This window comes from Mycobacterium colombiense CECT 3035 (assembly GCF_002105755.1).
Classification (GTDB): domain Bacteria; phylum Actinomycetota; class Actinomycetes; order Mycobacteriales; family Mycobacteriaceae; genus Mycobacterium; species Mycobacterium colombiense.
The window spans coordinates 3193471-3218029 of the sequence record NZ_CP020821.1; the positions used below are offsets into that span (position 1 = coordinate 3193471).

The 24559-nt window shown below is 68.4% G+C and carries 25 protein-coding genes, 1 pseudogene and 1 riboswitch; of the genes and pseudogenes, 10 read left to right on the top strand and 16 right to left on the bottom strand.

The window, feature by feature from the left end; genetic code table 11:
• Positions 1–93: 93 nt before the first annotated feature.
• Positions 94–279, top strand: a riboswitch (cyclic di-AMP (ydaO/yuaA leader).
• A 13-nt stretch (positions 280–292) separates the two neighbouring features.
• Entirely contained in the window at positions 293–1096 is an 804-nt protein-coding gene (locus B9D87_RS14610) for a transglycosylase family protein (RefSeq protein WP_007777176.1), read from the top strand.
• Positions 1097–1190: 94 nt separating this feature from the next.
• On the opposite strand, the gene B9D87_RS14615 is transcribed toward B9D87_RS14610, so the two are convergent.
• The 4 genes from B9D87_RS14615 to B9D87_RS14630 are packed head-to-tail and all read right to left on the bottom strand — an operon-like array spanning position 1191 to position 2831.
• Positions 1191–1616 carry a molybdenum cofactor biosynthesis protein MoaE gene (locus B9D87_RS14615; protein WP_007777178.1) on the bottom strand — a complete coding sequence of 142 codons (426 nt, stop codon included), beginning with the start codon at positions 1614–1616 and terminating at the stop codon, positions 1191–1193.
• The gene (locus B9D87_RS14620; RefSeq protein WP_007777180.1) at positions 1613–2095 is read right to left on the bottom strand and encodes a MogA/MoaB family molybdenum cofactor biosynthesis protein; all 483 of its coding nucleotides are present in this window, start codon (positions 2093–2095) and stop codon (positions 1613–1615) included. The genes B9D87_RS14615 and B9D87_RS14620 overlap by 4 nt, the downstream gene beginning before the upstream one ends.
• Positions 2092–2622: a cyclic pyranopterin monophosphate synthase MoaC gene (gene moaC, locus B9D87_RS14625; RefSeq protein WP_080598663.1), complete on the bottom strand. Its 531-nt coding sequence runs from the start codon at positions 2620–2622 to the stop codon at positions 2092–2094. The genes B9D87_RS14620 and moaC overlap by 4 nt, the downstream gene beginning before the upstream one ends.
• An 8-nt stretch (positions 2623–2630) precedes the next feature.
• Positions 2631–2831, bottom strand: a complete 201-nt coding sequence (locus B9D87_RS14630) for a hypothetical protein (protein ID WP_174320979.1) — start codon at positions 2829–2831, stop codon at positions 2631–2633.
• A 152-nt stretch (positions 2832–2983) separates the two neighbouring features.
• Between B9D87_RS14630 and B9D87_RS14635 the strand changes: the two genes are divergently transcribed.
• Both B9D87_RS14635 and B9D87_RS14640 read left to right on the top strand, forming a co-directional pair.
• Positions 2984–5242: a helicase-associated domain-containing protein gene (locus B9D87_RS14635; RefSeq protein WP_007777189.1), complete on the top strand. Its 2259-nt coding sequence runs from the start codon at positions 2984–2986 to the stop codon at positions 5240–5242.
• A 44-nt stretch (positions 5243–5286) separates the two neighbouring features.
• Positions 5287–6936 carry a DNA repair helicase XPB gene (locus tag B9D87_RS14640; protein ID WP_040632093.1) on the top strand — a complete coding sequence of 550 codons (1650 nt, stop codon included), beginning with the start codon at positions 5287–5289 and terminating at the stop codon, positions 6934–6936.
• 34 nt (positions 6937–6970) lie between these two features.
• Here B9D87_RS14640 and B9D87_RS14645 read toward each other — a convergent pair whose 3' ends face one another.
• Positions 6971–7432 carry a SpoIIAA family protein gene (locus B9D87_RS14645; protein WP_007777193.1) on the bottom strand — a complete coding sequence of 154 codons (462 nt, stop codon included), beginning with the start codon at positions 7430–7432 and terminating at the stop codon, positions 6971–6973.
• 147 nt (positions 7433–7579) lie between these two features.
• On the opposite strand from B9D87_RS14645, the pseudogene B9D87_RS14650 reads away from it, so the two are divergent.
• A pseudogene (locus B9D87_RS14650) lies at positions 7580–8763 on the top strand (FAD-binding domain).
• A gap of 47 nt (positions 8764–8810) precedes the next feature.
• On the opposite strand, the gene B9D87_RS14655 reads toward B9D87_RS14650, so the two are convergent.
• Positions 8811–9956, bottom strand: a complete 1146-nt coding sequence (locus tag B9D87_RS14655) for a thiolase family protein (protein ID WP_007777198.1) — start codon at positions 9954–9956, stop codon at positions 8811–8813.
• 33 nt (positions 9957–9989) lie between these two features.
• Complete coding sequence (locus tag B9D87_RS14660; protein ID WP_007777200.1) at positions 9990–10403, bottom strand: Zn-ribbon domain-containing OB-fold protein; 414 nt, start codon at positions 10401–10403, stop codon at positions 9990–9992.
• A 151-nt stretch (positions 10404–10554) separates the two neighbouring features.
• Here B9D87_RS14660 and B9D87_RS14665 point away from each other — a divergent pair, with 151 nt between their 5' ends.
• Positions 10555–10848 (top strand): putative quinol monooxygenase, encoded by a 294-nt coding sequence (locus B9D87_RS14665; protein WP_007777203.1) that lies wholly within the window; start codon positions 10555–10557, stop codon positions 10846–10848.
• Here B9D87_RS14665 and B9D87_RS14670 read toward each other — a convergent pair.
• Positions 10845–11828: an LLM class F420-dependent oxidoreductase gene (locus B9D87_RS14670; protein ID WP_007777206.1), complete on the bottom strand. Its 984-nt coding sequence runs from the start codon at positions 11826–11828 to the stop codon at positions 10845–10847. The two genes, B9D87_RS14665 and B9D87_RS14670, sit on opposite strands and share 4 nt — an antisense overlap.
• A gap of 54 nt (positions 11829–11882) precedes the next feature.
• The gene (locus tag B9D87_RS14675) at positions 11883–12419 is read right to left on the bottom strand and encodes a TetR/AcrR family transcriptional regulator (protein ID WP_007777208.1); all 537 of its coding nucleotides are present in this window, start codon (positions 12417–12419) and stop codon (positions 11883–11885) included.
• A 76-nt stretch (positions 12420–12495) separates the two neighbouring features.
• Between B9D87_RS14675 and B9D87_RS14680 the strand changes: the two genes are divergently transcribed.
• The 3 genes from B9D87_RS14680 to B9D87_RS14690 are packed head-to-tail and all read left to right on the top strand — an operon-like array spanning position 12496 to position 15260.
• Positions 12496–13704: an FAD-dependent monooxygenase gene (locus B9D87_RS14680; RefSeq protein WP_040632094.1), complete on the top strand. Its 1209-nt coding sequence runs from the start codon at positions 12496–12498 to the stop codon at positions 13702–13704.
• 54 nt (positions 13705–13758) lie between these two features.
• Positions 13759–14619 (top strand): LLM class F420-dependent oxidoreductase, encoded by an 861-nt coding sequence (locus B9D87_RS14685; protein WP_007777214.1) that lies wholly within the window; start codon positions 13759–13761, stop codon positions 14617–14619.
• 35 nt (positions 14620–14654) lie between these two features.
• On the top strand, positions 14655–15260 hold the full coding sequence (locus B9D87_RS14690; protein WP_007777216.1) for a class I SAM-dependent methyltransferase: 606 nt from the start codon (positions 14655–14657) through the stop codon (positions 15258–15260).
• A gap of 70 nt (positions 15261–15330) precedes the next feature.
• On the opposite strand, the gene B9D87_RS14695 is transcribed toward B9D87_RS14690, so the two are convergent.
• A complete protein-coding gene (locus tag B9D87_RS14695; protein ID WP_007777219.1) occupies positions 15331–17475 on the bottom strand; it encodes a 3-hydroxyacyl-CoA dehydrogenase NAD-binding domain-containing protein in 2145 nt (714 codons plus the stop codon).
• A gap of 4 nt (positions 17476–17479) precedes the next feature.
• A complete protein-coding gene (locus B9D87_RS14700) occupies positions 17480–18691 on the bottom strand; it encodes an acetyl-CoA C-acetyltransferase (protein ID WP_007777222.1) in 1212 nt (403 codons plus the stop codon).
• Between the two features lie 199 nt (positions 18692–18890).
• On the opposite strand from B9D87_RS14700, the gene B9D87_RS14705 reads away from it, so the two are divergent.
• The gene (locus B9D87_RS14705; RefSeq protein WP_007777225.1) at positions 18891–20078 is read left to right on the top strand and encodes a pyridoxal phosphate-dependent aminotransferase; all 1188 of its coding nucleotides are present in this window, start codon (positions 18891–18893) and stop codon (positions 20076–20078) included.
• Here B9D87_RS14705 and B9D87_RS14710 read toward each other — a convergent pair.
• Genes B9D87_RS14710 through B9D87_RS14725 form a run of 4 tightly spaced genes read right to left on the bottom strand, consistent with a single transcriptional unit; the run spans position 20071 to position 22617 of the window.
• Entirely contained in the window at positions 20071–20520 is a 450-nt protein-coding gene (locus B9D87_RS14710) for an SRPBCC family protein (RefSeq protein ID WP_007777227.1), read from the bottom strand. The two genes, B9D87_RS14705 and B9D87_RS14710, sit on opposite strands and share 8 nt — an antisense overlap.
• Positions 20521–20571: 51 nt before the next feature.
• Positions 20572–21027, bottom strand: a complete 456-nt coding sequence (locus B9D87_RS14715) for an SRPBCC family protein (RefSeq protein ID WP_080598665.1) — start codon at positions 21025–21027, stop codon at positions 20572–20574.
• Between the two features lie 58 nt (positions 21028–21085).
• On the bottom strand, positions 21086–22168 hold the full coding sequence (locus tag B9D87_RS14720) for a CaiB/BaiF CoA transferase family protein (RefSeq protein WP_007777232.1): 1083 nt from the start codon (positions 22166–22168) through the stop codon (positions 21086–21088).
• A 5-nt stretch (positions 22169–22173) separates the two neighbouring features.
• Entirely contained in the window at positions 22174–22617 is a 444-nt protein-coding gene (locus B9D87_RS14725) for an SRPBCC family protein (protein WP_007777233.1), read from the bottom strand.
• Positions 22618–22682: 65 nt separating this feature from the next.
• Here B9D87_RS14725 and B9D87_RS14730 point away from each other — a divergent pair, with 65 nt between their 5' ends.
• Positions 22683–24368, top strand: a complete 1686-nt coding sequence (locus B9D87_RS14730; protein ID WP_007777235.1) for an alpha-keto acid decarboxylase family protein — start codon at positions 22683–22685, stop codon at positions 24366–24368.
• A gap of 4 nt (positions 24369–24372) precedes the next feature.
• Here B9D87_RS14730 and B9D87_RS14735 read toward each other — a convergent pair whose 3' ends face one another.
• A complete protein-coding gene (locus tag B9D87_RS14735; RefSeq protein WP_007777237.1) occupies positions 24373–24558 on the bottom strand; it encodes a (2Fe-2S)-binding protein in 186 nt (61 codons plus the stop codon).
• Position 24559 lies beyond the last annotated feature (1 nt).

Sequence of the window (24559 nt, forward strand, 5' to 3'; positions counted from 1 at the left end):
GGGACCAACAGAAACCGTTACCGTCTCCGAAGGCTCGCCAGCCATCCCGATTGGCGGACCTCCCCTCCCTATCGCGCCGAGCTCCATCCAATAGGCGGGGGGCCACCGAACTACATGGATGGAGACGGGGGACCCACCGGTCCACCGTGATCGGATTGGGGCCGCTCGCGGCTCCTAGGGGTGAAGCCGGCGTCGTCTCGCACGACGACAACGCCGGCCGGGTGGCCTCTCCAACCCGAACCCGACAGCTGACCTCGCAGGCGCGTGACGAGAGAGGAATACACCGGCGCGTATGAGTGGACGTCACCGTAAGCCCAGCAGTTCAAACATCAGCGTCGCCAAGATCGCCTTCACCGGTGCGGTTCTCGGTGGCGGCAGCATCGCCCTTGCCGGCCAGGCGGCCGCGGCCACCGATGGCGAATGGGATCAGGTAGCCCGTTGCGAATCCGGCGGCAACTGGGCCATCAACACCGGCAACGGTTACCACGGCGGCGTGCAGTTCAGCTCGAGCACGTGGGCCTCGCACGGCGGCGGCCAATACGCCCCGTCGGCCGAGCTCGCCACCAAAGAACAGCAGATCGCCGTCGCCGAGCGGGTGCTCGCCACCCAGGGCCGTGGCGCCTGGCCCGTGTGCGGTGGCCCGCTGTCGGGTCCCACCCAGCGCGACCTGCCCGCGCCTGCCGCGCTGGACGCACCCGGCCTCAACGGCGCCCCCGCGCCGCTCGCCCCGCCCGCGGACGCGCCCCCGCCGGACGCTCCTCCGCCGCCGCCCCCGCCGCCCGCGGATCCGCCCGCCCCGGTGCAGCTGGCCTCGTTCGACCAGCCGGCCCCGCCGGACGCTCCGCCGCCCCCGGCGGACCTGCCGCCGGCTCCTCCGGCCGACGTCCCGCCTCCGGCCGACGCGATGCCGCCCGCACCGCCAGCGGACGCACCTCCCGTCGTGGACACGGACTTCCGCGGTTTCGTACCGGCCGGCATGCCGCAGCACGCCTCCGAGGCCGGCTACACCCAGCAGCTGTGGGACGCCATCCGGGCCCAGGACGTTCAGGGCAACGACGCGCTGGACGCTCTCGCTCAGCCGGCGCCCAGCGCCTAACCCCGCCACACTCCCCGCACGCCCCGAAAACCCTCCTGTTCGGGGCGTGTCGGGCACGGCGCACGATTTCGGTGGCCGGCCGCGGCCCAGGACGTCAGGCCGAGCCGACCCACTCCTCGGTGCCGTCGGCGAAGAATTGGTGTTTCCACACCGGTAGCCGCGCCTTGATGGTGTCCACCAGGTGCGCGCAGGTGGCGAATGCCGCCTGCCGGTGATCGGCGGCGACGGCCGCGACCAACGCGGCCTCCCCGATGCGCAGTGCGCCGACGCGATGGCTGGCGGCGACGGCGCGCACGCCGCTGGACTGCTCGGCGACATCGGCCACCACCTCGGCGATGACCTGCTCGGCCGAGGGGTGCGCGGAGTACTCCAGTCGCACCACCCGCCGTCCGCCGTCGTGGTCGCGGATCATGCCGACGAACCCGACGATGGCCCCGGCCGCCTGATGGCCCACCAGCTCTTCGTGTTCGGCGAGTGAGATCGGCTGCTCGGTCATCGCGGCGCGCACGACGAGCGTCATCGCTGGTGGTCTTTACCGGCGAGCTGGTCGAGCGCGTGGTCGAGCACACCGGCGAGCACGCCGAGGCCGTCGCGCACCCCTCCGGGCGAACCCGGCAGGTTGACGATCAGGGTCTGCCCGGCCACACCGCACACGCCGCGCGACAGCACCGACGTCGGCACCTTGGGCAGGCCGGACTGGCGGATTGCTTCCGCAAGCCCGGGCACCATGTAGTCGATGACGGCCACGGTCTGGTCCGGTGTGCTGTCGCTGGGCGAGATGCCGGTGCCACCCGAGGTGATGATGACGTCGACCTCCGCGTCGATCGCGGTGCGCAGCGCGTCACCGACGGGCGGCCCGTCGGCGACCACCTCCGGCTGCACGTCGGCAAAGCCCCGCTCCGCCAGCCATTCGGCGATGATCGGGCCACAGCGGTCGTCATACACCCCCGACGACGCGCGGGTCGAGGCGATGATGACGCGGGCTGAACGGGAACTCATGGGCGCGCCCACCTTCCGGTTTTGCCGCCTTCCTTGCGCAGCACTCGAATGTCGTCGATTCGTGCGGCCGGGTCGACCGCCTTGATCATGTCGTAGAGCGTCAGGCCCGCGACGCTGACGGCGGTCAGCGCTTCCATTTCCACCCCCGTGCGGTCGGTGCTGCGCACCGTTGCGACGATCTCGATCTCAGACTCGCCCACGGTGAAGTCGATGTCGACCCCCGTGAGCGCAAGTTGATGACACAGCGGGATGAGGTCGCTGGTGCGCTTCGCGGCCTGGATTCCGGCTATCCGCGCGGTGGCCAGCGCGTCGCCCTTGGGCAGGCCGCCGGTCGAGATCAGCCCCACCACTTGCGCCGAGGTGCGCAGGACCCCGGCGGCGACCGCGGTCCGCTTGGTGGCTACCTTTTCGCTGACGTCGACCATGTGCGCCGCCCCCTGGTCGTCCAGGTGTGACAGGGCGCCCGAGCCGGAGTCTGCCGACCACCGGCTCGCCGAGGCTTCGGAGGCCTCAGAGGCCCTAGCCATCTGGCGTCCTACCGATTGACGACGGTGACCGGGTGCAGGTAGGGCAGATCGGTGGAGGGCAACGGGAAGACCAGCTCGCCGAAGGGGGACAGCGCGCCCGTGCGATCGGTCACGAGCTCGCTGACCGCATGGTCGTCGGGGTCTGTCGTCGGCCAGCCGTTGTCGACATACTTCGTCTTGCGTGCTTTGCCCTCAGCAGTGTCAGCCACGAGGTCCATTCTTACAGGTGGCCCCCCAGCGCGTGGCGCAAGACCGGAGTTCGCGGATGCGTGGCCCGTGCCGCCGATGGTCGCCGCTCTGGTGAGGCGATCACTCATCGGGCTCTGCTCGGTACCGGCAACCTGCTTTACGCTGGTCAGCAATGACCGACAACACCCCGGATATCCCGCTGGGGTCTTGGCTGGCCGAGTTATCCGATGAGCGGCTGATCCGACTGTTGGAGTTGCGGCCGGACCTCGCCCAGCCCCCACCCGGCAGCATCGCCGCACTGGCCGCGCGCGCCCAGGCCCGCCAGTCGATCAAGGCCGGCACCGACGACCTCGACTTTTTGCGCCTGGCCGTTCTGGACGCGCTGCTGGTGCTGCAGGCCGACGTGGAGCCGGTGCCGACCGCGAAGCTGCTGGCACTGATCGATGACCGCGCCCCCGAAACCGAGGTCCTCGGCGCCGTCGACGACCTCCGGCAACGCGCCCTGGTCTGGGGCGAGGCCGCGCTGCGGGTTGCCGCCGACGCCGCAACAGGACTGCCATGGCATCCGGGCCAGGTCATTCTCGAGGACGCCTCACGCAGCGCCGAGGAGATCGCCGGCCTGATCGACGACCTCACCCAGGCGCAGCTCGACGTGCTGGAGAAACTTCTCGAGGGCTCCCCGATGGGCCGCACCCGCGACGCGGCGCCCGGCGCGCCCGCCGACCGGCCGGTGCCCCAGCTGCTGGCGTTGGGGCTGCTGCGGCGCATCGACGCCGAGACGGTGATCCTGCCCCGCCACGTCGGGCAGGTGCTGCGCGGCGAGCAGCCCGGCCCGATGCAGTTGACCGCGCCCGACCCGGTGGTGTCGACGACCACGGCCGGCGACGCCGACGCGGCGGCCGCGGGGGCCGTCATCGACTTGCTGCACGAGGTCGACGTCCTGCTTGAAACGCTGTCCGCCGCGCCGGTTTCCGAGCTGCGCAGCGGCGGGCTGGGCATACGTGACGTCAAGCGGCTGAGCAAGGTGACCGGCATCGAGGAGACGAGGCTGGGATTGATCCTCGAAGTCGCGGCCGCGGCCGGATTGATCGCCAGCGGCATGCCCGACCCCGAGCCGGTCAGCGGCGAGGCACCGTACTGGGCCCCGACGATCGCCACCGACCGGTACGCCGCGATGTCGGCCGCCGAACGCTGGCAGCTGTTGGCGAGCAGTTGGCTCGACCTTCCCGGCCGCCCGGCGCTGATCGGCACCCGCGGGCCCGACGCCAAGCCCTACGGCGCCCTCACCGACGGGCTGTACTCCACGGCCGCGCCGCTGGATCGCCGGCTGCTACTCGGCATGTTGTCCGAACTGTCCCCGGGCGCCGGCGTCGACGCGGCGGCAGCCTCCGCGGCGCTGATCTGGCGGCGTCCGCGCTGGGCGAAGCGGTTGCAACCCGGACCCGTCGGGGACCTGCTCGCCGAGAGCAACGCCCTGGGCCTGGTGGGCCGCGGGGCGATCAGCACGCCCGGGCGGGCGCTGCTGGACGACGACGGGGATCCGCAGGTTGCGATCGAGGCGATGAACCGGGCCCTGCCCAAGCCGGTCGACCACTTCCTGGTGCAGGCGGACCTCACCGTGGTTGTACCCGGGCCGCTGGAACGCGACCTGGCCGAGCAACTCGCCGTCGTTGCCACCGTCGAATCGGCAGGCACCGCGATGGTGTACCGGGTCAGCGAGCAGTCGATCCGGCATGCACTCGACGTCGGCAAGACCCGCGACTGGATGCATTCCCTGTTCGCCAGGCACTCCAAAACGCCGGTGCCGCAGGGGCTTACCTATCTCATCGACGACGTCGCGCGCCGGCACGGGCAGCTGCGGATCGGCATGGCCGCGTCGTTCGTGCGCTGCGAGGACCCCGCGCTGCTGGCGCAGGCCGTGGCCGCGCCGGCGACCGAGGAGGTGCAGCTGCGGGCGCTGGCGCCGACGGTCGCGGTGTCGCCGGCGCCCATCGGCGAGGTGCTGGTCGCGTTGCGCGCCGCGGGCTTCGCCCCGGCCGCCGAGGACTCCTCGGGCGCCATCGTCGACGTGCGTCCGCGCGGGGCCCGGGTGGCGACACCCCAGCAGCGCCGGCCGTATCGCCCGGTCCGGCGTCCCAACAGCGAAAGCCTCAACGCGGTGGTCGCGGTGCTGCGCAAGGTGACCGCCGCACCGTTCGGCAACATCCGCGTCGACCCCGCCGTCACCATGGCCCAGCTGCAGCGCGCGGCCAAGGAACAAGACACCCTGGTGATCGGTTATCTGGATGCGGCCGGCGTGGCCACCCAGCGCGTGGTGTCGCCCATCACCGTCAAGGGCGGTCAGCTGGTGGCCTTTGATTCGGCGTCCGGCCGGCTGCGTGACTTCGCCATCCACCGCATCACGTCGGTCGTGTCGGCCACCGCCCGATAATGGGTGGCGTGCAGGAGCACAGATGAGGAGGAGTGGCGCTGACGATGTCTGACGGACCGTTGATCGTGCAGTCGGATAAGACGGTCCTGCTCGAGGTGGACCACGAGCAGGCCGGCGCGGCGCGCGCCGCCATCGCGCCGTTCGCCGAGCTGGAACGCGCGCCCGAGCACGTGCACACCTACCGCATCACGCCGCTGGCGCTGTGGAACGCGCGCGCCGCCGGTCATGACGCCGAGCAGGTGGTCGACGCGCTGGTGAGCTTCTCGCGCTACGCGGTGCCGCAGCCGCTGCTGGTCGACATCGTCGACACCATGGCCCGGTACGGCCGCCTGCAATTGGTGAAGCACCCCGCGCACGGCCTGACGCTGGTGAGCCTGGACCGCGCCGTGCTCGAAGAGGTGCTGCGCAACAAGAAGATCGCCCCGATGCTCGGCGCCCGCATCGACGACGACACCGTCATCGTGCACCCCAGCGAACGCGGCCGCGTCAAGCAGATGCTACTCAAAATCGGTTGGCCCGCAGAGGATCTCGCCGGCTACGTGGACGGTGAAGCGCACCCGATCAGCCTGGCGCAGGACGGCTGGCACCTGCGCGACTATCAGCAGATGGCCACCGACTCGTTCTGGTCCGGCGGGTCCGGGGTGGTGGTGCTTCCGTGCGGTGCCGGTAAGACGCTGGTCGGCGCGGCCGCCATGGCGAAAGCCGGTGCGACGACGCTGATCCTGGTCACGAACATCGTCGCGGCGCGGCAATGGAAGCGCGAGCTGATCGCGCGCACGTCGCTCAGCGAGGACGAAATCGGCGAATACTCCGGCGAACGCAAGGAGATTCGCCCGGTCACCATCTCGACGTATCAGATGATCACCCGGCGCACCAAGGGCGAGTACCGGCACCTGGAGCTGTTCGACAGCCGGGACTGGGGCCTGATCATCTACGACGAGGTCCATCTCTTGCCTGCGCCGGTGTTCCGCATGACCGCCGATCTGCAGTCCAAGCGGCGCCTGGGCCTGACCGCCACGCTGGTCCGCGAGGACGGCCGCGAGGGCGACGTCTTCTCGCTGATCGGCCCGAAACGCTACGACGCGCCGTGGAAGGACATCGAGGCGCAGGGGTGGATCGCGCCGGCCGAATGCGTCGAGGTGCGCGTCACCATGACCGACAACGAGCGGATGCTCTATGCCACCGCCGAACCCGAAGAGCGGTACAAGCTGTGCTCGACGGTGCACACCAAAATCGCTGTGGTCAAATCGATCCTGGCGAAACATCCGGGTGAGCAGACGCTGGTGATCGGCGCCTACCTCGATCAGCTCGACGAGCTCGGTGCCGAGCTGAACGCCCCGGTGATCCAGGGGTCCACCCGGACCAAGGAACGCGAAGAGCTGTTCGACGCCTTCCGCCGCGGCGAGTTGTCCACCCTGGTGGTGTCCAAGGTCGCGAACTTCTCCATCGACCTTCCGGAAGCCGCTGTGGCAGTGCAGGTTTCGGGAACCTTCGGCTCACGACAGGAGGAGGCGCAGCGGCTGGGCCGGCTGCTGCGGCCCAAGTCCGACGGTGGCGGCGCCATCTTCTATTCCGTGGTGGCACGCGACAGCCTGGACGCGGAGTACGCCGCGCACCGGCAGCGCTTCCTGGCCGAGCAGGGCTACGGCTACATCATCCGCGACGCCGACGACCTGCTGGGGCCGGCGATTTAGCCTGGGCCGGTCAGTGTGCCGTGCTCGACGAATCCTATTCAGGCTCTTGACCGCTCTTCGAGAACGCGAACCCGCCTAGGGTGACGAGAGCGGCGCCGACCCCGCCGACGTAGGCCTTGGCCAGATCGCGGGCGGACACGCCAGGGCACTGCGCCAGCGAGGCCAGCCACGCGACGGCGTCATCGCGTTCGTCGTTGCGGAACACCCGAAGCGGGCACGGCATCCAGCTGCCGATGGCGCGGCTGGTCGCCCGAATCCAGCCGATATCGCTCACGACGGCACACCCGTCGAGCAACCGCAGATAACCGGCCCCCAGTCGCGCGTCTGCCCATAGCGCTCCGGCCGTAATGCGCTCGAATTCCGGGCCGAATTCGTATATCAGTCGCAATCGACCGCCTGTGCGCTCCGCTTGTTCGACCATCGGCGCGAAGTTGCGCTCATAATCCGCCGCCGTCACGGTCCCGGTGGCTTCGAGCACACGAATGCCCGCGGGCATGCCCGTACGTTCCTCTAGCACAGCGACTCCTCCCCACACCGACGGGGCGATCAACGTCCTTACGGCCCCCGGCACCGCAGTTGATAACCTACTGCAACTATTGCATAGTGCTATAGTAATGCCATTCGTCACCGCGGAGGCGGGCACATGAAGATCGCCATTGTCGGCGCCGGCATCGCCGGCCCACGCTCGCGTACTGGCTGTCGCGGTATGGGCACGAACCCACCCTGATCGAGAAGGCGCCGCGACTCCGCACCGGCGGCTACATCGTGGACTTTTGGGGTGGCGGGTACGCCGTTGCCGAGCGCATGGGACTCACCGCCGAGCTGCACGCCACGGGGTACGCGGTGCGGGAGGTGCGACTCGTGGACCGGAATTCGAAGCGGGTGGGCGGCTTTTCGGCTGAACCGTTCCGGCGAAACGTCGATGACCGGTTCGTCACCGTGCCCCGTGGTGATCTGTCGGCCACGATCTATCGCTCTATAGACGACCGTGCTGAAACTCTGTTCGGTGAAAGCGTCTCGGCGATCGAGCAGCTCGACTCGGGCGTGCGAGTCACACTCGAGGGCGGCGGGTCACGGCGATTCGACCTGCTCATCGGTGCGGGTGGAATCCATTGTCCCGTGCGGGAGTTGGTGTTCGGCCCGCAATCCAGGTTCGAGACGGATCTCGGCTACCGAGTCGCGGCGTTCGAAGCGGAGGGCTATCAGCCGCGTGATGAACTCGTCTACCTCGCCTACACCCAGCCGGGGCGCATGGTCGCCCGATTCGCAATGCGTGACGAGAAGACCATGTTCCTTTTTGTTTTCACCGCTCATCACATGGGCGGTCCCGATCCGCAAGACGTGTCGCAGGCCAAGTCAACCCTGCGTCGGGTCTTCGGCAACGTGGGCTGGGAATGCCCGGAGATCCTGCGCCGACTCGACGGGGCCGCCGATGTCTACTTCGACCGCACCAGCCAAATCGTCATGGACCGGTGGTCGGACGGGCGGGTAGCGCTCATCGGTGACGCCGCGGCCGCGGTCTCGTTGCTGGCGGGCGAAGGCACGGGCCTGGCGATGGTGCAGGCCTACACACTGGCGGGCGAACTCAACCGCGCGGGAGCCGATTACGCGAATGCGTTCCGTAGCTATGAGCGTCAGCTGCGCCCGATCGTCGAGGCCAGGCAGCGGTCGGCGCGCGCATTCGCCACGATGTTCGCGCCAAAGACGGCACTAGGTCTGTGGACCCGCAACCAGGCGTCCAAACTGTTGAACATCCAGCGACTGGCCGATCGGGTCGTCCGGAGTGAATTCCGCGACGACATCGCCTTACCCGAATACGCCGCATGACCGGGCCGACGGCGATCGGACCTGAAAAGGGTTAGGGCGCAGGCGGTTCAGCGCGACAGTATGGTCGCCGATGCTGTTCCGGGCGCGCCGTACACCTGGGCCAGCCCGACGCGCGGGTTGCCGGGCACCTGACGCTCCCCCGCCTCGCCACGCAACTGCCGCACCAGTTCGTGCATCTGCCGCAGCCCCGACGCGCCGATCGGCTCGCCGTTGGCGATCAGCCCGCCGTCGGTGTTGACCGGCATCGAGCCGTGAATTTCGGTGGCGCCGTCGGCCAGCAGCTTCTCCTGCTCGCCGTCCGCGCACAGACCGGTCTCGGCCATGTGGATCACCTCGGCGCCGGCGTCGGTGTCCTGCAGCTGCGCGACGTCGACATCCTCCGGGCCGATGCCGGCCGCCTCGTAGGCGGCCTTGGCGGCATACACCGTCGGTGAGGCGTCCTCGTCCAGCGGCGCCGACGTGGCGTGCACCTCGTAGGCACCGAAACGCCGGGTCCGAATCTCGCAGGCACGCACGTAAACCGGCTTGTCGGTGAACTTCTCGGCCATGTCCGCGCGACACATGACGACCGCGGCGGCGCCCTCGTCGGGCGCGCAGAACATGTACTGGGTCAACGGGTAGTTCAGCGCGGGCGAGTTGAGGATCTCCTCGACGGAGATCTCCTTGCGCCGGAACGCATTCGGGTTCAGCGCACCATTGCGGAAGTTCTTGTTGGCCACCCGCGCCAATGTCTCCTGCGAGATGTTGTGGTCGTGGATGTACTTGTTGGCCTTCATTCCGAAGAACTTGGTGGTGACGAACTGGCCGTTGTTGGCGTACCACTGGGGCAGCGCCAGCTTGGCGGGGTCGTCGGTGAACGCGCCGCGCGGGTGCTTGTCCAGCCCGATCGCGATGCCGATGTCGTACTTGCCCAGCCGGATGGTGTCGGCGGTCTGCTGGATGGCGCTGGCCGCGGTGGCGCAGGCGTTGAACACGTTGGTGAACGTGATGCCGGTCAGCCCGACCAGGCGGGTCACCGCGTCGGGATTCGAGACCTCGTAGCTGCCGCCGAAGCCGAACTGGATGTCCTTCCAGTCCACGCCGGCGTCTTTGAGCGCGAGCTGGACGGCCTCGGCGCCCATCTGCATCGCGGTCTTGTCGAACCGGCCGAACGGGTGCAGGCCCACGCCGATGATGGCGACGTCGTTGGTCATCTCATGTGCTCCTAATCAGAGGGCGGCGACCCGCTAGACCGGCTGGAACGCGAAGGTGATGATTTCGGCGCCCTCGTCGTCGGTCGCGAAAGGCACCATGGTGAGTTCGACTTCCTGGCCGAACTGCAACTTGGCCGGGTCGTTCTCGGTCAACCGGCCCTCGACGCGGATGACGTCACCGAGCTGGACCAGCCCCACGCCGAATGGCACGAACTCCTTGCCGGTCGGGCCGGCATAGGGGGCGCCGGGCGGGAAGCCCTGGGTGGTCCACGCCACCAGCGTCCCGCGCCGGGGCAACAGCACGTCGGACATCTCGGCGGCGCTGCACCGTGGGCACCACTGCTGCACCGGGAAGGTGGTGGCCGCACAGCTGCCGCATCGGCTGCCGATCAGCTGCGGGCTCTCATCGGGCCAGGTAGAGATCTCGGGGGCTAATGCCTTCTGCATCGAGGGATCCTCCAGGATCGTCCGCAATCCGCCAACAGAATGTTGCTCACTGAACCGTATAACAGCTTTCCGAAAAGTGGAAACCACATTCTCATACGCGTGCGGAAGGCCAGGCCAACGGTCGCCCTGGGCTCGGCGCTAGGTTGGGCCCATGACGGTCACCGTGATACTCGAGCTCAGATTCAAGCCGGACGAGGTCGCCGCGGGGCGCGAGCTGATGGGCCGGGCGCTGCAGGACACCCGGGCGTTCGACGGCAATGTCCGCACCGACGTCCTTGTCGACGAGGACGACGAAGCGCACTGGCTCATCTACGAGTTGTGGGAGACGGTCGAACACGACGAGGCCTACCGCGCGTTTCGCGCCGGCGAGGGCAAGCTGACCCAGCTTCCCCCGCTGTTGGCCGCGCCCCCGGCCAAGACCAGGTACGTCACCAGCGACATCTAGCTCAGCGCCGGAATCACTTCGCGTTCGAACAATTCGATGCCGGAGCGGTCATAGGCCGCCTCGGGGAAGTAGCAGATCGCGTATTCGCACCCGAGGTCGCGCACCTTGGCGATCCGCTCGATGACTCGTTCCGTCGTGCCCGTCGCCCCCTCCGAACCGCCGGAGAGCATGGCATCGGCCGCCGCCTCGGGGACGTAACGGGACATCCGGTCGCGTATCCGCCGCCTCCGGTCTTCGACGTCGTCCTCGGAGGTGCCGATGATTGCGCTGAAGTTGGCCGAGCGCACGATCGCGTCGAAGTCGGTGCCCACCTCGCGACAGTGCTCCGCCAGCACCTCGGATTTGTGTTTGAAGGCCTCGAGCTCCGGTGTGAAGTTGGTGTATTGCGCGTACCGCGCGGCGATGCGCAACGTCACCTTTTCGCCGCCACCGGCGATCCAGAACGGAATACCCCCGTCCTGCAACGGTTTCGGTTCGACGATCGCGCCGTCGACCTGATAATGCTTCCCGTCCAAGCTGACCTTGCCGTCGCGCCAGGCATCGCGCATGATCTGCACGCCTTCGTCCAGACGGCCCAATCGCACACCCGCCGAGGGGAATCCGTAACCGTAAGCGCGCCACTCGTGTTCGTACCAGCCGCCGCCGATACCCATCTGGATGCGGCCCCCGGAGATCACGTCGGCCGTCGCGGCCACCTTGGCCAGGTACACGGGGTTGCGGTAGCTCATCGCCGTGCACATCTGGCCGAGTTTGATCCGCGACGTGCTGGCCGCGTACGCCGCCATCAGCGACCAGGCCTCGTGGGTGGCCTCGGCGGTCGGCATCGGCACGGTGTGGAAGTGGTCGTAGACCCACATCGAGTCCCATGCGCTGTTGTCGGCGTAGGTGGCCAGGTCGCGCATCACCGCCCAGTGTTTTTCGGGTTCGATGTCAACCAGGTCCATCCGCCAGCCCTGCGGGATGAAGAGTCCAAAGCGCATACCGGGACTGTAGCCCGGTGGCGGCGCGGCCCGGCCGGTTAAGGCCTTTTCGCCTCAGCGGCCCAGCGCGTCGAGCGCGGCCGCCACCGACTTGTCGCGCAGCTCCTCGTGGGGCGCATCGGGAAATTGCACGCAGCAGTCCTGCAAGCCGCCGAACGCGACCACCGCGCGAGTGGACTGCGCGAGCGTCGGCTTCTTGCCGAACACCAGCCTGGCCAGCCGCTCGCGCCACGCCAGCACGGTGTCGATGAGGTCGAGGTCGATCAGCGTGGAGAGCTCGGTCAACAGCAGCACCAGGTCCCGTCGGTGCCGGTAGTGAAAGTCGAAGTAGCCCTCCAGCAGCTCGCGCGCGTCATTGTGGCGGCGGCCCTCGTGCTCGGCGACGAATTGTTCGCCCTCGTCGATCAGCGGCACCAGGATGCTGCGCACCAGGTCTTCGCGTGACGGAAAGTGGTAGTACAGCGCGGGTTTGGTGATGCCCAGCGCATTGGCGATGTCCTGCAGGCTGGTGCGCTGCACGCCCCGCTGCAGGAACAGCTCGCGCGCGACCTCCTGGATGCGCTCACGGGTGTCCGACCGGGGCCTGCTCACCCCACGAGTTTATCTGACTTACCGATAGGTAAGCGGGATGTTATGCTTACCGAACGTTAAGTAAGTGGAGGTGACCATGCGGATACTCATCTCTGGCGCCAGCATCGCCGGTCCGGTCCTGGCGTACTGGCTGACGCGGTACGGCTTCGATGTCACCGTCGTGGAGCGCGCGCCGACGCTGCGCAAAACCGGCGGCCACGCGGTCGACCTGTTCCGCCCCGCGATGGAAATCTCGGCGAAGATGGGCGTGCTCCCGCGCATCGAGGCACTGGCCACCGGCACGGAACGGCTGACGATGCACCGGGAAGGCCGGACAAAGGGCACCCGGATCGACCTCACCAAGATCTACGCCGCCACCTCCGACCGGCACGTGGAGATCATGCGCGACGATCTGAGCGAGATCTACTACGACGCCGCCAGTGACGACGTCGAGTACGTATTCGGCGACTCGATCACCGCGATCGAGCACGACGGCACCGTGACTTTCGAGCACGCGCCCGCGCGCACCTTCGACGTCATCGTGGGCGCCGACGGGCTGCACTCCCACGTCCGGCGCCTGACCTTCGGCGAGGAGGCCGACCTGACCCGCTTCCTCGGGGGGTACCTGTCCGTGGTGTCCGCGCCCAAGGGGCTGGTCGATCCCGGCGAGATGGTCGCTCACGTCGGTGCCGGCCGTTTCGCCGGGATCTACACGGCCGATCATCTGGACGACGCCCGCGCGGTGTTCATGTTCCGCAGCAAAGCGGAATTGGACTACGACCATCGCGATGCGTTGCGGCAGAAGGAATTACTGCGCCAGGCGTTCACCGGGATGCACGACCAGGTGGACAGCTGGCTGGACGAGGTGGAGCGCACACCCACGTTTTACTTCGACTCGATCACGCAACTGCGCACCGACCGGTGGTCGCGTCGCCGGGTCACCCTGGTCGGCGACGCCGGATACTGCCCGGGACCCGCGGTGGGCGGCAGCACCAGCCTCGCCGTCCTCGGCGCCTACGTGCTGGCCGGCGAACTGGCCGAGGCCGACGGCGACCACCTGCGCGCCTTCGCCGCCTACGAATTGCGGATGCACGAACCGGTGCACCGCAGCCGGACTTTCGCGCGCGGCGCCGCCAGGGGCATCATCCCCGGTTCACGAATTGGCGTGTGGGCGTTAACCCGTGGCGCCCAGCTGATCTCGACGATGCCCGGGTCGCTGTCGCGCTCCCTGGCCAAGCTCAACACCAAGGGCATCCGGATGCACGATTCGATGCCGGTGCCCGAATACTCTCGAAGCGACGTCTGACAGCATGTCCCGTAGGGCCGCGGCAGCCGCGGGCCACGAAGGGGAAGGCCTCGCATGGAACTGACCGGTGTTGGAATCTGGAGTAGTCAACTGCGCTACGGCGACCCGGCCGAATCCGCCGAGGCCGCAGCTGAACTCGACGAGCTGGGCTTCCCGGCGCTGTGGATCCCCGATGTCGGCGGGCCGGTGTTCGATGCGGTGGCCCATCTGCTCGCCGCGACCAGGCGGACCGTGATCGCCACGGGAATCCTGAACCTGTGGATGCATGCGCCCGCCGACGTCGCCGAATCCTATGCGACGCTGACCGCCGAGCACGGCGACCGCTTCCTGCTCGGGATCGGTGTCAGCCACGCCCCGCTGATCGACGCGGGCCAACCCGGGCGATACCGCAAACCGCTGGCGGCGACGGCGTCCTTCCTGGACGGCCTGGATGCCGCGCCGCGGCCGGTTCCCACCGAACGCCGGGTGCTGGCCGCGCTCGGCCCGAAGATGCTGACGCTGTCGGCGACCCGCGCCGGCGGCGCCCACCCGTATCTCGTCACCCCCGAGCACACCGCCTCCGCCCGTTCGACTTTGGGGCGGGGCCCGTTGCTGCTTCCCGAACAGACGGTGATCCTGACCGACAGCGCCGACGAGGCCCGCCAGATCGGAACCGATTGGCTGCGCTCGTATTTGGCCCTGCCCAACTACGCCAACAACCTGCTGCGCAGCGGCTTCTCCCAAGACGACCTTGCGCAGGTCAGCGATCGTCTCTTCAACGCGATCATCGCGTGGGGCGACGAGGAGGCCGTCATGCGCCGCGTCGCCGAGCACCGGTCCGCGGGGGCCGACCATGTCTGCGTGCAAGTGCTGCGGGCCGATCCCCGGGCGTTCCCGCGGGAGGAATGGCGCCGCATCGCGGCCGCCTCCCGATAGGGTGACCCGTCCCGGCGGTCGGCCTAGGGTGAGCTATGGCTTCCAAACAAACGCTGTTCCGGATCTTCTACCGCATGGGCTTCACCCCGTGGGATGGTCACCCGCTCGCGCAGAGCGTGCGGGACCTGGTCGAGGGAACGCGCGACGCCGCGGCGCTGCCCGCCGGGCGGGCGCTGGAGGTCGGCTGCGGTACCGGTGACTGCTCCATCTATCTCGCCCAGCACGGCTGGACGGTCACCGCGGTCGACTTCGTGGCCAAGCCCCTGGAGCGGGCGCGCGCCAAGGCACGCGCGGCCGGCGCCGCGGTCGAGTTCGTCCAGGCCGACGTCACCCAACTGAGCCGGGCCGGCATCGGCGCGAACTTCGAGCTGATCGTCGACAACGGCTGCCTGCACAACATGAGCGACGCGGATCGCGACGCGTACGTCCGCGAGATCAGCGCGGTCGCGGCGCCGGACGCGCGGTTGCTGATCGTGGCGTTCGTCCCGGGCGGGCGGGTCGGGGTGCGCGGCGTCGACCGCGCCGAGATGGAACGGCGATTCACCCAGAGCTGGACGCTGCTGTCGGCCGGGGCCGAACGCGAGCTGGACCGCGCCGAGAAGACCCCCGCCTGGTACTACCTGTTTCAAAGGCGCGGTTAGCTTTTCACGACGCCGACACGCGAAAGCCCCCGAAACCTGGTTGTTTCGGGGGCTTTCGCGTTTGTAGTACTTAGCTCAGCGACGCCGGCGGCAGGAAGCGGTCGCCGTACTTGGCGGCCAGCTCCTTGGCCCGGGCCACGAAAGCTTCCTTGCCGATGCCACCCGCGCCCTGGTAACCGACGATGAACTGCGCGCTACCACCGGTGTACGGCGGGAACCCGATGCCCATGATCGAGCCGATGTTGGCGTCGGCGGTCGACGTCAGCACGCCCTCGTCGAGGCACTTCTGGGTCTCCAGCGCCTCGGCGAACAGCATGCGATCGACCATGTCCTGCAACGGAATTTCCGCGCTGCCGGACTTGAACGTCTCGCGCAGGCCCGGCCACAGCCGGGTCCGCTTGCCGTCGGCGTACTCGTAGAAGCCGGCACCCTTCAAGCGGCTGGGCCGGCCGAGCTCGATCATCTTCTCGACGACGGCCTCGGCCGGGTGCGGCTCGTAGGTGCCGCCCGCGTCCTCGACCCCCTTGCGGGTGGCCGTCGCGATCTTGTGCATCAGCTCCAGGTTCAGCTCGTCGGACAGCTGCAGCGGCGGGGCCGGGTAACCGGCCTGCGACCCGGCGTGCTCCACGCTCGCCGGCTCCACGCCCTCGCCCAGCATCGCCAGCGCCTCGTTGACGAAGGTGCCGATGACGCGGCTGGTGAAGAAGCCCCGGCTGTCGTTGACCACGATCGGGGTCTTGCCGATGGCCAGCGTGTAGTCGAACACGCGGGCCAGCGCCTCGTCAGAGGTCTTCTCGCCCTTGATGATTTCCACCAACGGCATCTTGTCGACCGGCGAGAAGAAGTGGATCCCGATGAAGTCCTCCTGGCGCTTCACGCCGGTCGCCAGACCGGTGATCGGCAGCGTCGAGGTGTTGGACCCGAGCAGCGCGTTGGGCTCGACGATGTCCTCGATCTCCTGGAACACCTTGTGCTTGAGTTCCTGGTTCTCGAACACGGCCTCGATCACGAAGTCGACGCCCTTGAGGTCGGCCGGGTCGGCGGCCGGCGTGATCCGGTCCAACAGCGCCTTGCTCTTCTCCTCGGTGGTCTTCCCACGCTGAAGTGCCTTGGCCTCAAGCTTTTCCGAGTAGGCCTTGCCCTTCTGGGCGGCCTCGAGGCTGACGTCCTTGAGCACCACCTCGTACCCGGCCTTGGCCGAGACGTAGGCGATGCCGGCGCCCATCATGCCCGCGCCGAGTACACCGATCTTGTTGATCTTGACCGGCTCGATGCCGTCCGGGCGGGAACCACCGCCGTTGATGTGCTGCAGGTCGAAGAAGAACGCCTGGATCATGTTCTTGGCGACCTGGCCGGTGACCAGCTGGGTGAAGTAGCGGCTCTCGATGCGGCTGGCGGTGTCGAAGTCCACCTGCGCGCCCTCGACGGCCGCGTCCAGGATGGCCCGCGGCGCCGGCATCGGCGCGCCCTTGAGCTGCTTCTTGAGCAGCGCCGGGAACGACGGCAGGATGCCGGCCAGCGCGGGGCTGGACGGGGTGCCGCCGGGCATCTTGTAACCCTTTTTGTCCCAAGGCTGTTCGTGCGAGTCGGGGTTGGCCTTGATCCACGCCTTCGCGGCGGGAACCAGTTCCTCGACCGAGCCGACCAGCTCGTCGACCAGGCCGATCTCCTTGGCCTTGTCCGCCTTGAACCTGGTGCCCTGCGACAGGATGTTCATGAACGCGTTCTGGATACCAAACATCCGCACGGTGCGGGTCACGCCGCCGCCACCGGGCAGCAGCCCCAGGGTGACCTCGGGCAGGCCGACGACCAGACCCTTGACGTCCGCGGCGATGCGGTGGTGACACGCCAGCGCGATCTCCAGGCCACCACCCAGTGCGGCGCCGTTGATGGCCGCGACCACCGGCTTGCCCAGCGTCTCGAGGGCGCGCAGGTCACGCTTGACCGACTCGACGGTGTCGAACGCCTCACCGGCGTTCTCCGGGCCGAGGTTGATCATGCCCTTCAGGTCACCGCCGGCGAAGAAGGTCTTCTTCGCGCTGGTGATCACCACGCCGGTGATCGAATCCTTCTCGGCGGCAAGACGTTCCACAGCGTTGTGCATCGACTCGCTGTAATGCTCGTTCATCACGTTGGCCGACCCGGTGGGGTCGTCCAGGGTCAGCGTGACGATGCCGTCGGCGTCCTTGTCCCACTGAACGGTGTTCTCTGCCATGGTGTTAAACCCTCTCGATGATGGTGGCGACACCCATGCCGCCGCCGATGCACAGCGTGATCAGGGCGCGACGCGCGTTGCGGCGCTCGAGCTCGTCGACCATGGTGCCGGTGATCATGGCGCCGGTGGCGCCGAGCGGGTGGCCCATCGCGATGGCGCCACCGTTGACGTTGAGCTTCTCGTCCGGGATGTTGAGGTCCTTCTGGAACTTCAGCACCACCGACGCGAACGCCTCGTTCAGCTCGAACAGATCGATGTCGTCGATCGTCATGCCCGCGCGGTCGAGCACCTTGCGGGTGGCCGGGGTCGGGCCGGTGAGCATGATGACCGGGTCGGAGCCGCTGGTGGCGGTGGCCACGATGCGGGCCCGCGGGGTCAGCCCCTGCGACTTGCCCGCCGCTTCCGAACCGACCAGCACCAGCGCGGCGCCGTCGACGATGCCGGAGCTGTTGCCGCCGGTGTGCACGTGGTTGATCTTCTCGACGTAGTGGTACTTGGTCAGCGCCACGTCGTCGAAGCCGCCCATCTCGCCGATGCCGTCGAACGCGGTCTTCAGCTTGCCCAGGCCCTCCAGGGTGGTGTCGGGCCGCATGTGCTCGTCGTGGTCGAGGATGACCAGACCGTTCTGGTCGCGCACCGGAACCACCGACTTGGCGAAGTAGCCGCCCGACCACGCCGCGGCCGCCTTCTCCTGCGAGCGCAGCGCGTAGCGGTCGACGTCCTCGCGGGAGAAGCCCTCGATGGTGGCGATCAGGTCGGCGCCGATGCCCTGCGGGACGAAGCCGATCCGGTAGTTGGTCTCGGGGTCGGTCGCCCAGGCGCCGCCGTCGGAGCCCATCGGGACGCGGCTCATCGACTCGACACCGCCGGCCAGCACCAGGTCGTCCCAGCCGGAGCGCACCTTCTGCGCGGCGGTGTTGACGGCCTCCAGGCCGGAGGCGCAGAAGCGGTTGAGCTGCACGCCGCCGGTGGTCTCGGGCAGGCCGGCGGCCAGCACCGCGGTGCGGGCGATGTCGCCGCCCTGGTCACCGACCGGGGACACCACACCCAGGATCATGTCGCTGATCAGGTTCTCGTCCAGGTCGGGGAAACGCCGACGGAGCTCGTCAACCAGGCCCACGACCAGGTTGAGGGGCTTCACCTCGTTCAGCGAACCGTTGCGCTGCTTGCCCCGCGGGGTGCGGATGGCCTCATAGATAAAAGCTTCTTCGGACATACGACTTCCTGTTCTGGCGAATTGGGTTCGAATCCGTCTTCAAGACTAGGTCCCGCGCCAGCCTAACAGGGGCCCCGGCCAACCTGTTGGTTGGGCAAGATGGCGCTGGTCACGGCCCCGAGCGGGACGCGACAGTCACAGTCGGCGCCGAACGTGACGCTGCAGTCACGCTGGGAGCCGGAAGTTAAGCTCGTCCACCATGACGGTGTCGCGACTACGCCCCTACGCGACGACGGTATTCGCCGAGATGTCGGCGCTGGCCGCGCGGATCGGAGCGGTGAACCTCGGCCAGGGGTTCCCGGACGAGGACGGGCCCCCGGCCATGCTGAAGGCCGCCCAGGAGGCCATCGCCGACGGCGTCAACCAATACCCGCCGGGCGTCGGCATCGCACCGCTGCGCCACGCCATCGCCGCCCAGCGGCAGCGCCGCTACGGCATCGACTACGACCCCGACACCGAGGTGCTGGTGACGGTCGGGGCGACCGAGGCCATCGCGTCGGCGGTGATCGGCCTCGTCGAACCCGGCTCCGAGGTGCTGCTCATCGAGCCGTTCTACGACTCCTACTCGCCGGTGGTGGCGATGGCCTCCGCGCAGCGGGTGGCCGTGCCGCTGGTCCCGCATGGCCGCGGCTTCGCCCTGGACGCCGATGCCCTGCGCCGGGCGGTGACGCCACGGACGCGCGCGTTGATCGTCAATTCCCCGCACAACCCGACCGGCACGGTGCTGAGCGACGAGGAGTTGGCCGCCATCGCCGAGGTCGCGATCGCGGCCGACCTGTTGGTGATCACCGACGAGGTCTACGAGCACCTGGTGTTCGACGGGCGGCGACATGTGCCGCTGGCCGGCTTCGACGGCATGGCCGAGCGGACGATCACGATCTCCAGCGCGGCCAAGATGTTCAACTGCACCGGCTGGAAGATCGGATGGGCCTGCGGCCCCGCACAACTCATCGCCGGCATGCGCGCCGCCAAGCAGTATCTGAGCTACGTCGGCGGTGCGCCGTTCCAGCCGGCGGTGGCCTTGGCGCTCGAGACCGAGGACGCGTGGGTGGCCGGCCTGCGCGCCACTTTGCAGGCCAGACGTGACCGGCTGGCCGCCGGGCTGATCGACGTCGGGTTCGAGGTGCACGACAGCGCCGGCACGTACTTCGTGTGCGCCGATCCGCGTCCGCTGGGCTACGACGACAGCAGCGCGTTCTGCGCGGCGCTACCGGAAAAGGTTGGCGTGGCCGCGATTCCGATGTCGGCCTTCTGTGACCCGGCCGCCACGCGTGGCCCGGCCGACGTGTGGAATCACTTGGTGCGCTTCACCTTCTGTAAGCGCGACGACACCCTCGACGAGGCGATCAAGCGACTGGCCGCGCTGCGTGAGCGCCCGGCTATGTAGCACGGCCGAAGCCCTCGGTCACGCGCTTGCGCAGACCCTCGAGCGCGGAATGCAGGATCTTCTTGCGGGCCCGGTTGACCCAGAACTCGGGCAGCGGAGCAAAGGGTTCGACAGTGATGACGAACCGCACCCTGGTCCTGTCGTAGCCCTCCCGGGTGAGGGTGTACTCCCCGTGCTGGCCACGTTGCTGGGCGGTCTTTTGCGCGTCCCACACCATCCAGTCCGGCCCCCAGTGGTATTCGAGCATTTCGGTGTCGTGGATGCCCGTCACCGCGATGGTGACCTTCACGTGGTACGGCCGGCCGTCGGGGTGCTTGTCGACGACCTCGACCCGTTTGTGCACCGACGACCACGACGGCACGGCGTCCATGTCGGCCAGCGCCTCCATGATCACTTCCGGAGGCGCGTCGATGACGATTTCCGACGACGCTTGAACGGCCACTACTAATAAGTTAGCAACGGCCCGGCCGCCGGCGAAGGAGAAAAAGGCGGCCTATTCGGCGTCGGACGAACCGTGAACCCGCTTCACCAATTCGCACAGTCCCTTTACCGAAGAGTCGAGAACGCTCTCGGCCGCCCGGCGGACGATGAACGCGGGCATCGGCCGGCCGGGCTCGACGGTGACGTCGAAACGCACCCGGGTCTGGTCGATCCCTTCGGGTTTGAGGGTGTACTCGACGTGCTGCCCGTGCTGCTGGGAGGTTCCCGTGGCGTCGTAGACGACCCAATCGGGGCCCCAGTGATACTCCAGGACCTCCTTGTCGACCAGCCCGAAAATCTTGATCGTGGTCTTGACGTGGTGGGGCCGGCCGTCGGGATACCGGTCGATCACCTCGATGTGTTTGTGCAGCGGCGACCACGACGACAGGACGCCGACATCTGTCAGCGCTTCCATGACCACTTCTGGCGGCGCGTTGACGACGAATTCCCGTGATGCTTTTACGGCCACTGAGGATCAACTTAGCAACGCCGGCACCGGCGCGGACCGATTCGCCGTAAACGGTTTCCTACCAGTCGATTTCGCTGACCGGCGTGGTCGCCGCGGGGGGCGCCCCGACCGGCCCCGACGGCGTCCGCGAAAAGCGTGGGGCGGGTGCGGCCTGGTCGGCGCCGTGGGCGGTGATCACCGTGGACCGCGCCCGCAGGTGCTCATCGGCCGCGGCCTCGCTCCACGTCAGCACCGGCGTGACGCACGCGTCGGTGCCGGCGAAGGTCTGTGCCCATTCGTCGCGAGTGCGGCTGGCGAATCGTCGGGTGAAGACCTCGCGCATCCGCGGGTAGGAGGCTTTGTCGTGTTGGGCGGGCACGTCGTCGGGTGACAGGCCGAGCCCGGCGAGCAACGCCGCGAAGAATTGCGGCTCGATGGCGCCGACGGCGACGTATTGGCCGTCGGCGGTCGCGTAGCAGCCGTAGAACGGGGCGCCGCCGTCGAGCAGAAACGATTCTCGCCGGTCCCGCAGTGCGCCAGTGGACTTCATGGTCCACATCATCTGGGCCAGCAGGCTGACCCCGTCGACCATCGCCGCGTCGATCACCTGCCCCGCGCCGGAACGTTCCCGCTCGTACAGGGCGGCGGCGATGCCGATCACCACCAGCATCGACCCGCCGCCGAAGTCGGCGACCAGGTTCAGCGGCGCCATCGGCGGCCGGTCGGCGTAGCCCAGCGCGGACAGCGCGCCGGTCCGGGACAGGTAGTTGATGTCGTGACCGGCGGTCGGCGCCAGCGGCCCGTCCTGTCCCCAGCCGGTGATCCGCGCGAAGATCAGGCGGGGGTTGACCGCCGCGCAATCCTCGGGACCGATGCCGAGCCGCTCGCAGGTGCCGGGCCGGAAGCAGTCCAGCAGCACGTCGGCCTTGGCGGCGAGGTTCAGCAGTGCCTGCGGTTGCGTCTTGACGTCGAGGTCGACGATTCGCTTGCCGCGGTGCAGCAGGTCCCGGCCCTCGGCCGGCATCGTGAGCCCGCCCATCGGCCGGCGCACCCGCACCACGTCGGCGCCCAGGTCGGCGAGCAGCATCCCGGCGTGCGGCCCGGGTCCGATGCCGCCGAGTTCGATGACGCGCACCCCGGCCAGCGGACCGCCGCCGCCCACGGCGGCTACTTGCCCTTCTTGACCTGGAGCACCCGCTCGCGCAGCGCCTTGGTCGCCGAATCGATCGTTCCCTTCACGGCGCGCTTGAGCACGAAGCCGGGCAGCGGCACGTTCGGGTCGGCGAGAAGCTCGAACTTGACCAGGGTCCCGTTGTCCTGCGGCACCAGCGTGTACTTCCCGTCCTGCGCCTTCTGCTGCGAGGAGCTGACCAGCTTCCAGCTCACCACGTTGTCGCCCCAGGTGTAGGCGATCACCTGCTCGTCGGTGATCCCGGCGACCCGGACCTTCATCCTCACTTGGCGGGGACGCCCGTCGTCGCCGGTGTCGAGGATCTCCGCACTCTGGTGCGGCTCCGACCATTCGGGCATCGCTTCGAAGTCGGCGATGACGTCCAGAATCTCTTCCGGACTGGCTTCGATGACGATGTCGCGGGATTCTTTCAGTGCCATGGCCCGCACGATACTGGCCCGGCGTCTCACCCGGAACGGATTGGACCGAGCGTACCGTCGTGCCTGTGACTGATGCCGCGACCGATCCCGCATACACCGTCGGTGACTACCTGTTGGACCGTCTCGCCGAGCTCGGCGTCTCGGAGATCTTCGGCGTTCCCGGCGATTACAACCTGGAATTCCTCGACCACATCGTTGCCCACCCCAGCATTCGCTGGGTCGGCACCGCCAACGAGCTCAACGCCGGCTACGCCGCCGACGGGTATGGGCGGCTGCGCGGAATGTCAGCGCTGGTAACGACTTTCGGCGTCGGCGAACTCTCCGCGGCCAACGCGGTCGCGGGCAGCTACGCCGAGCAGGTACCCGTTGTGCACATCGTCGGCGGCCCGTCCAAGGACGCCCAGGGCACCCGGCGGGCGCTGCACCATTCACTCGGCGACGGGGATTTCGAGCACTTCTTGCGGGTCAGCCGCGAAATCACCTGCGCACAAGCCAATCTCATGCCCGCGACGGCCCGCCGCGAGATCGACAGGGTGCTGTCGGAGGTGCGCGAGCAGAAGCGCCCCGGCTACATCCTGCTGTCCACCGACGTGGCCCGCTTCCCCACCGAGCCGCCCGAGGCGCCGCTGCCGCGCTACACGGGTGGCACCAGCCCCCGCGCGCTGGCGATGTTCGTCGAGGCCGCGACCGAACTCATCGGCGACCATCAGCTCACCGTGCTCGCCGACCTGCTGGTGCACCGGCTGCAGGCGATCAAGGAACTCGAGGCACTGCTGGCCGCCGACGTGGTGCCGCACGCCACGTTGATGTGGGGGAAGAGTCTGCTCGACGAGAGCTCACCCAACTTCCTGGGCATCTACGCCGGGTCCGCCAGCGCGCCGGCGGTGCGCACCGCGATCGAAGAGGCACCGGTGCTGGTCACCGCCGGCGTGGTGTTCACCGACATGGTCAGCGGCTTCTTCAGCCAGCGCATCGACCCGGCCCGCACCATCGACGTCGGCCAGTATCAGAGCAGCGTGGCCGGAGAAGTGTTCGCGCCGTTGGAGATGGGTGCGGCGCTCGAGGCGCTGGCGACCATCCTGGTCCGGCGCGCAACCTCGTCACCGCCGGTGGTGTCGCCGCCGGCTGCACCGCTGCCGCCGCCCCCGCCGCGCGACCAACCGCTCACCCAGAAGATGTTGTGGGACCGCCTGTGCGTGGCCCTCACACCGGGCAACGTGGTGCTTGCCGACCAGGGCACCTCGTTTTACGGCATGGCCGACCATCGGCTGCCGCAGGGCGTGACCTTCATCGGTCAACCCCTTTGGGGCTCAATCGGTTACACATTGCCCGCCGCGCTCGGGGCGGCGGTGGCGCATCCGGACCGCAGGATAGTGTTGATCATCGGGGACGGCGCCGCACAGCTGACCGTCCAAGAGCTGGGCGCGTTCTCCCGCGAGGGCCTGTCCCCCGTCATCGTGGTGGTGAACAACGACGGCTACACCATCGAACGGGCGATCCACGGCGAGACCGCGCCGTACAACGACATCGTCAATTGGACGTGGACGGATGTGCCCGGCGCACTGGGCGTCACCGACCACCTGGCGTTCCGGGTCCAAACCTACGGCGAACTCGACGACGCCCTGACCGCCGCCGCGGAGAACCAGGACCGCATGGTGTTCGTCGAGGTGGTGTTGCCGCGGCTCGAAATCCCCAACCTGCTGGTCGAACTCGTCCAACCGACGTCACCGGACGGCAGCCCGCGACGCTGACGCCCTAGCGCGGGTTCGGAGTCCGATCCGGGTTGGAGGACCGCAGGATGGCCTGCACCGTGCGCCGGCAGCGCCCGCAGTCGGCGCCCGCGCCGCACGCCTGCGCGACTTCCTTGGTGGTCGATGCGCCGCACTCCACGGCATCGCACACCGTTTGGCTGGTGACTCCATTGCACAGGCACACGAACACC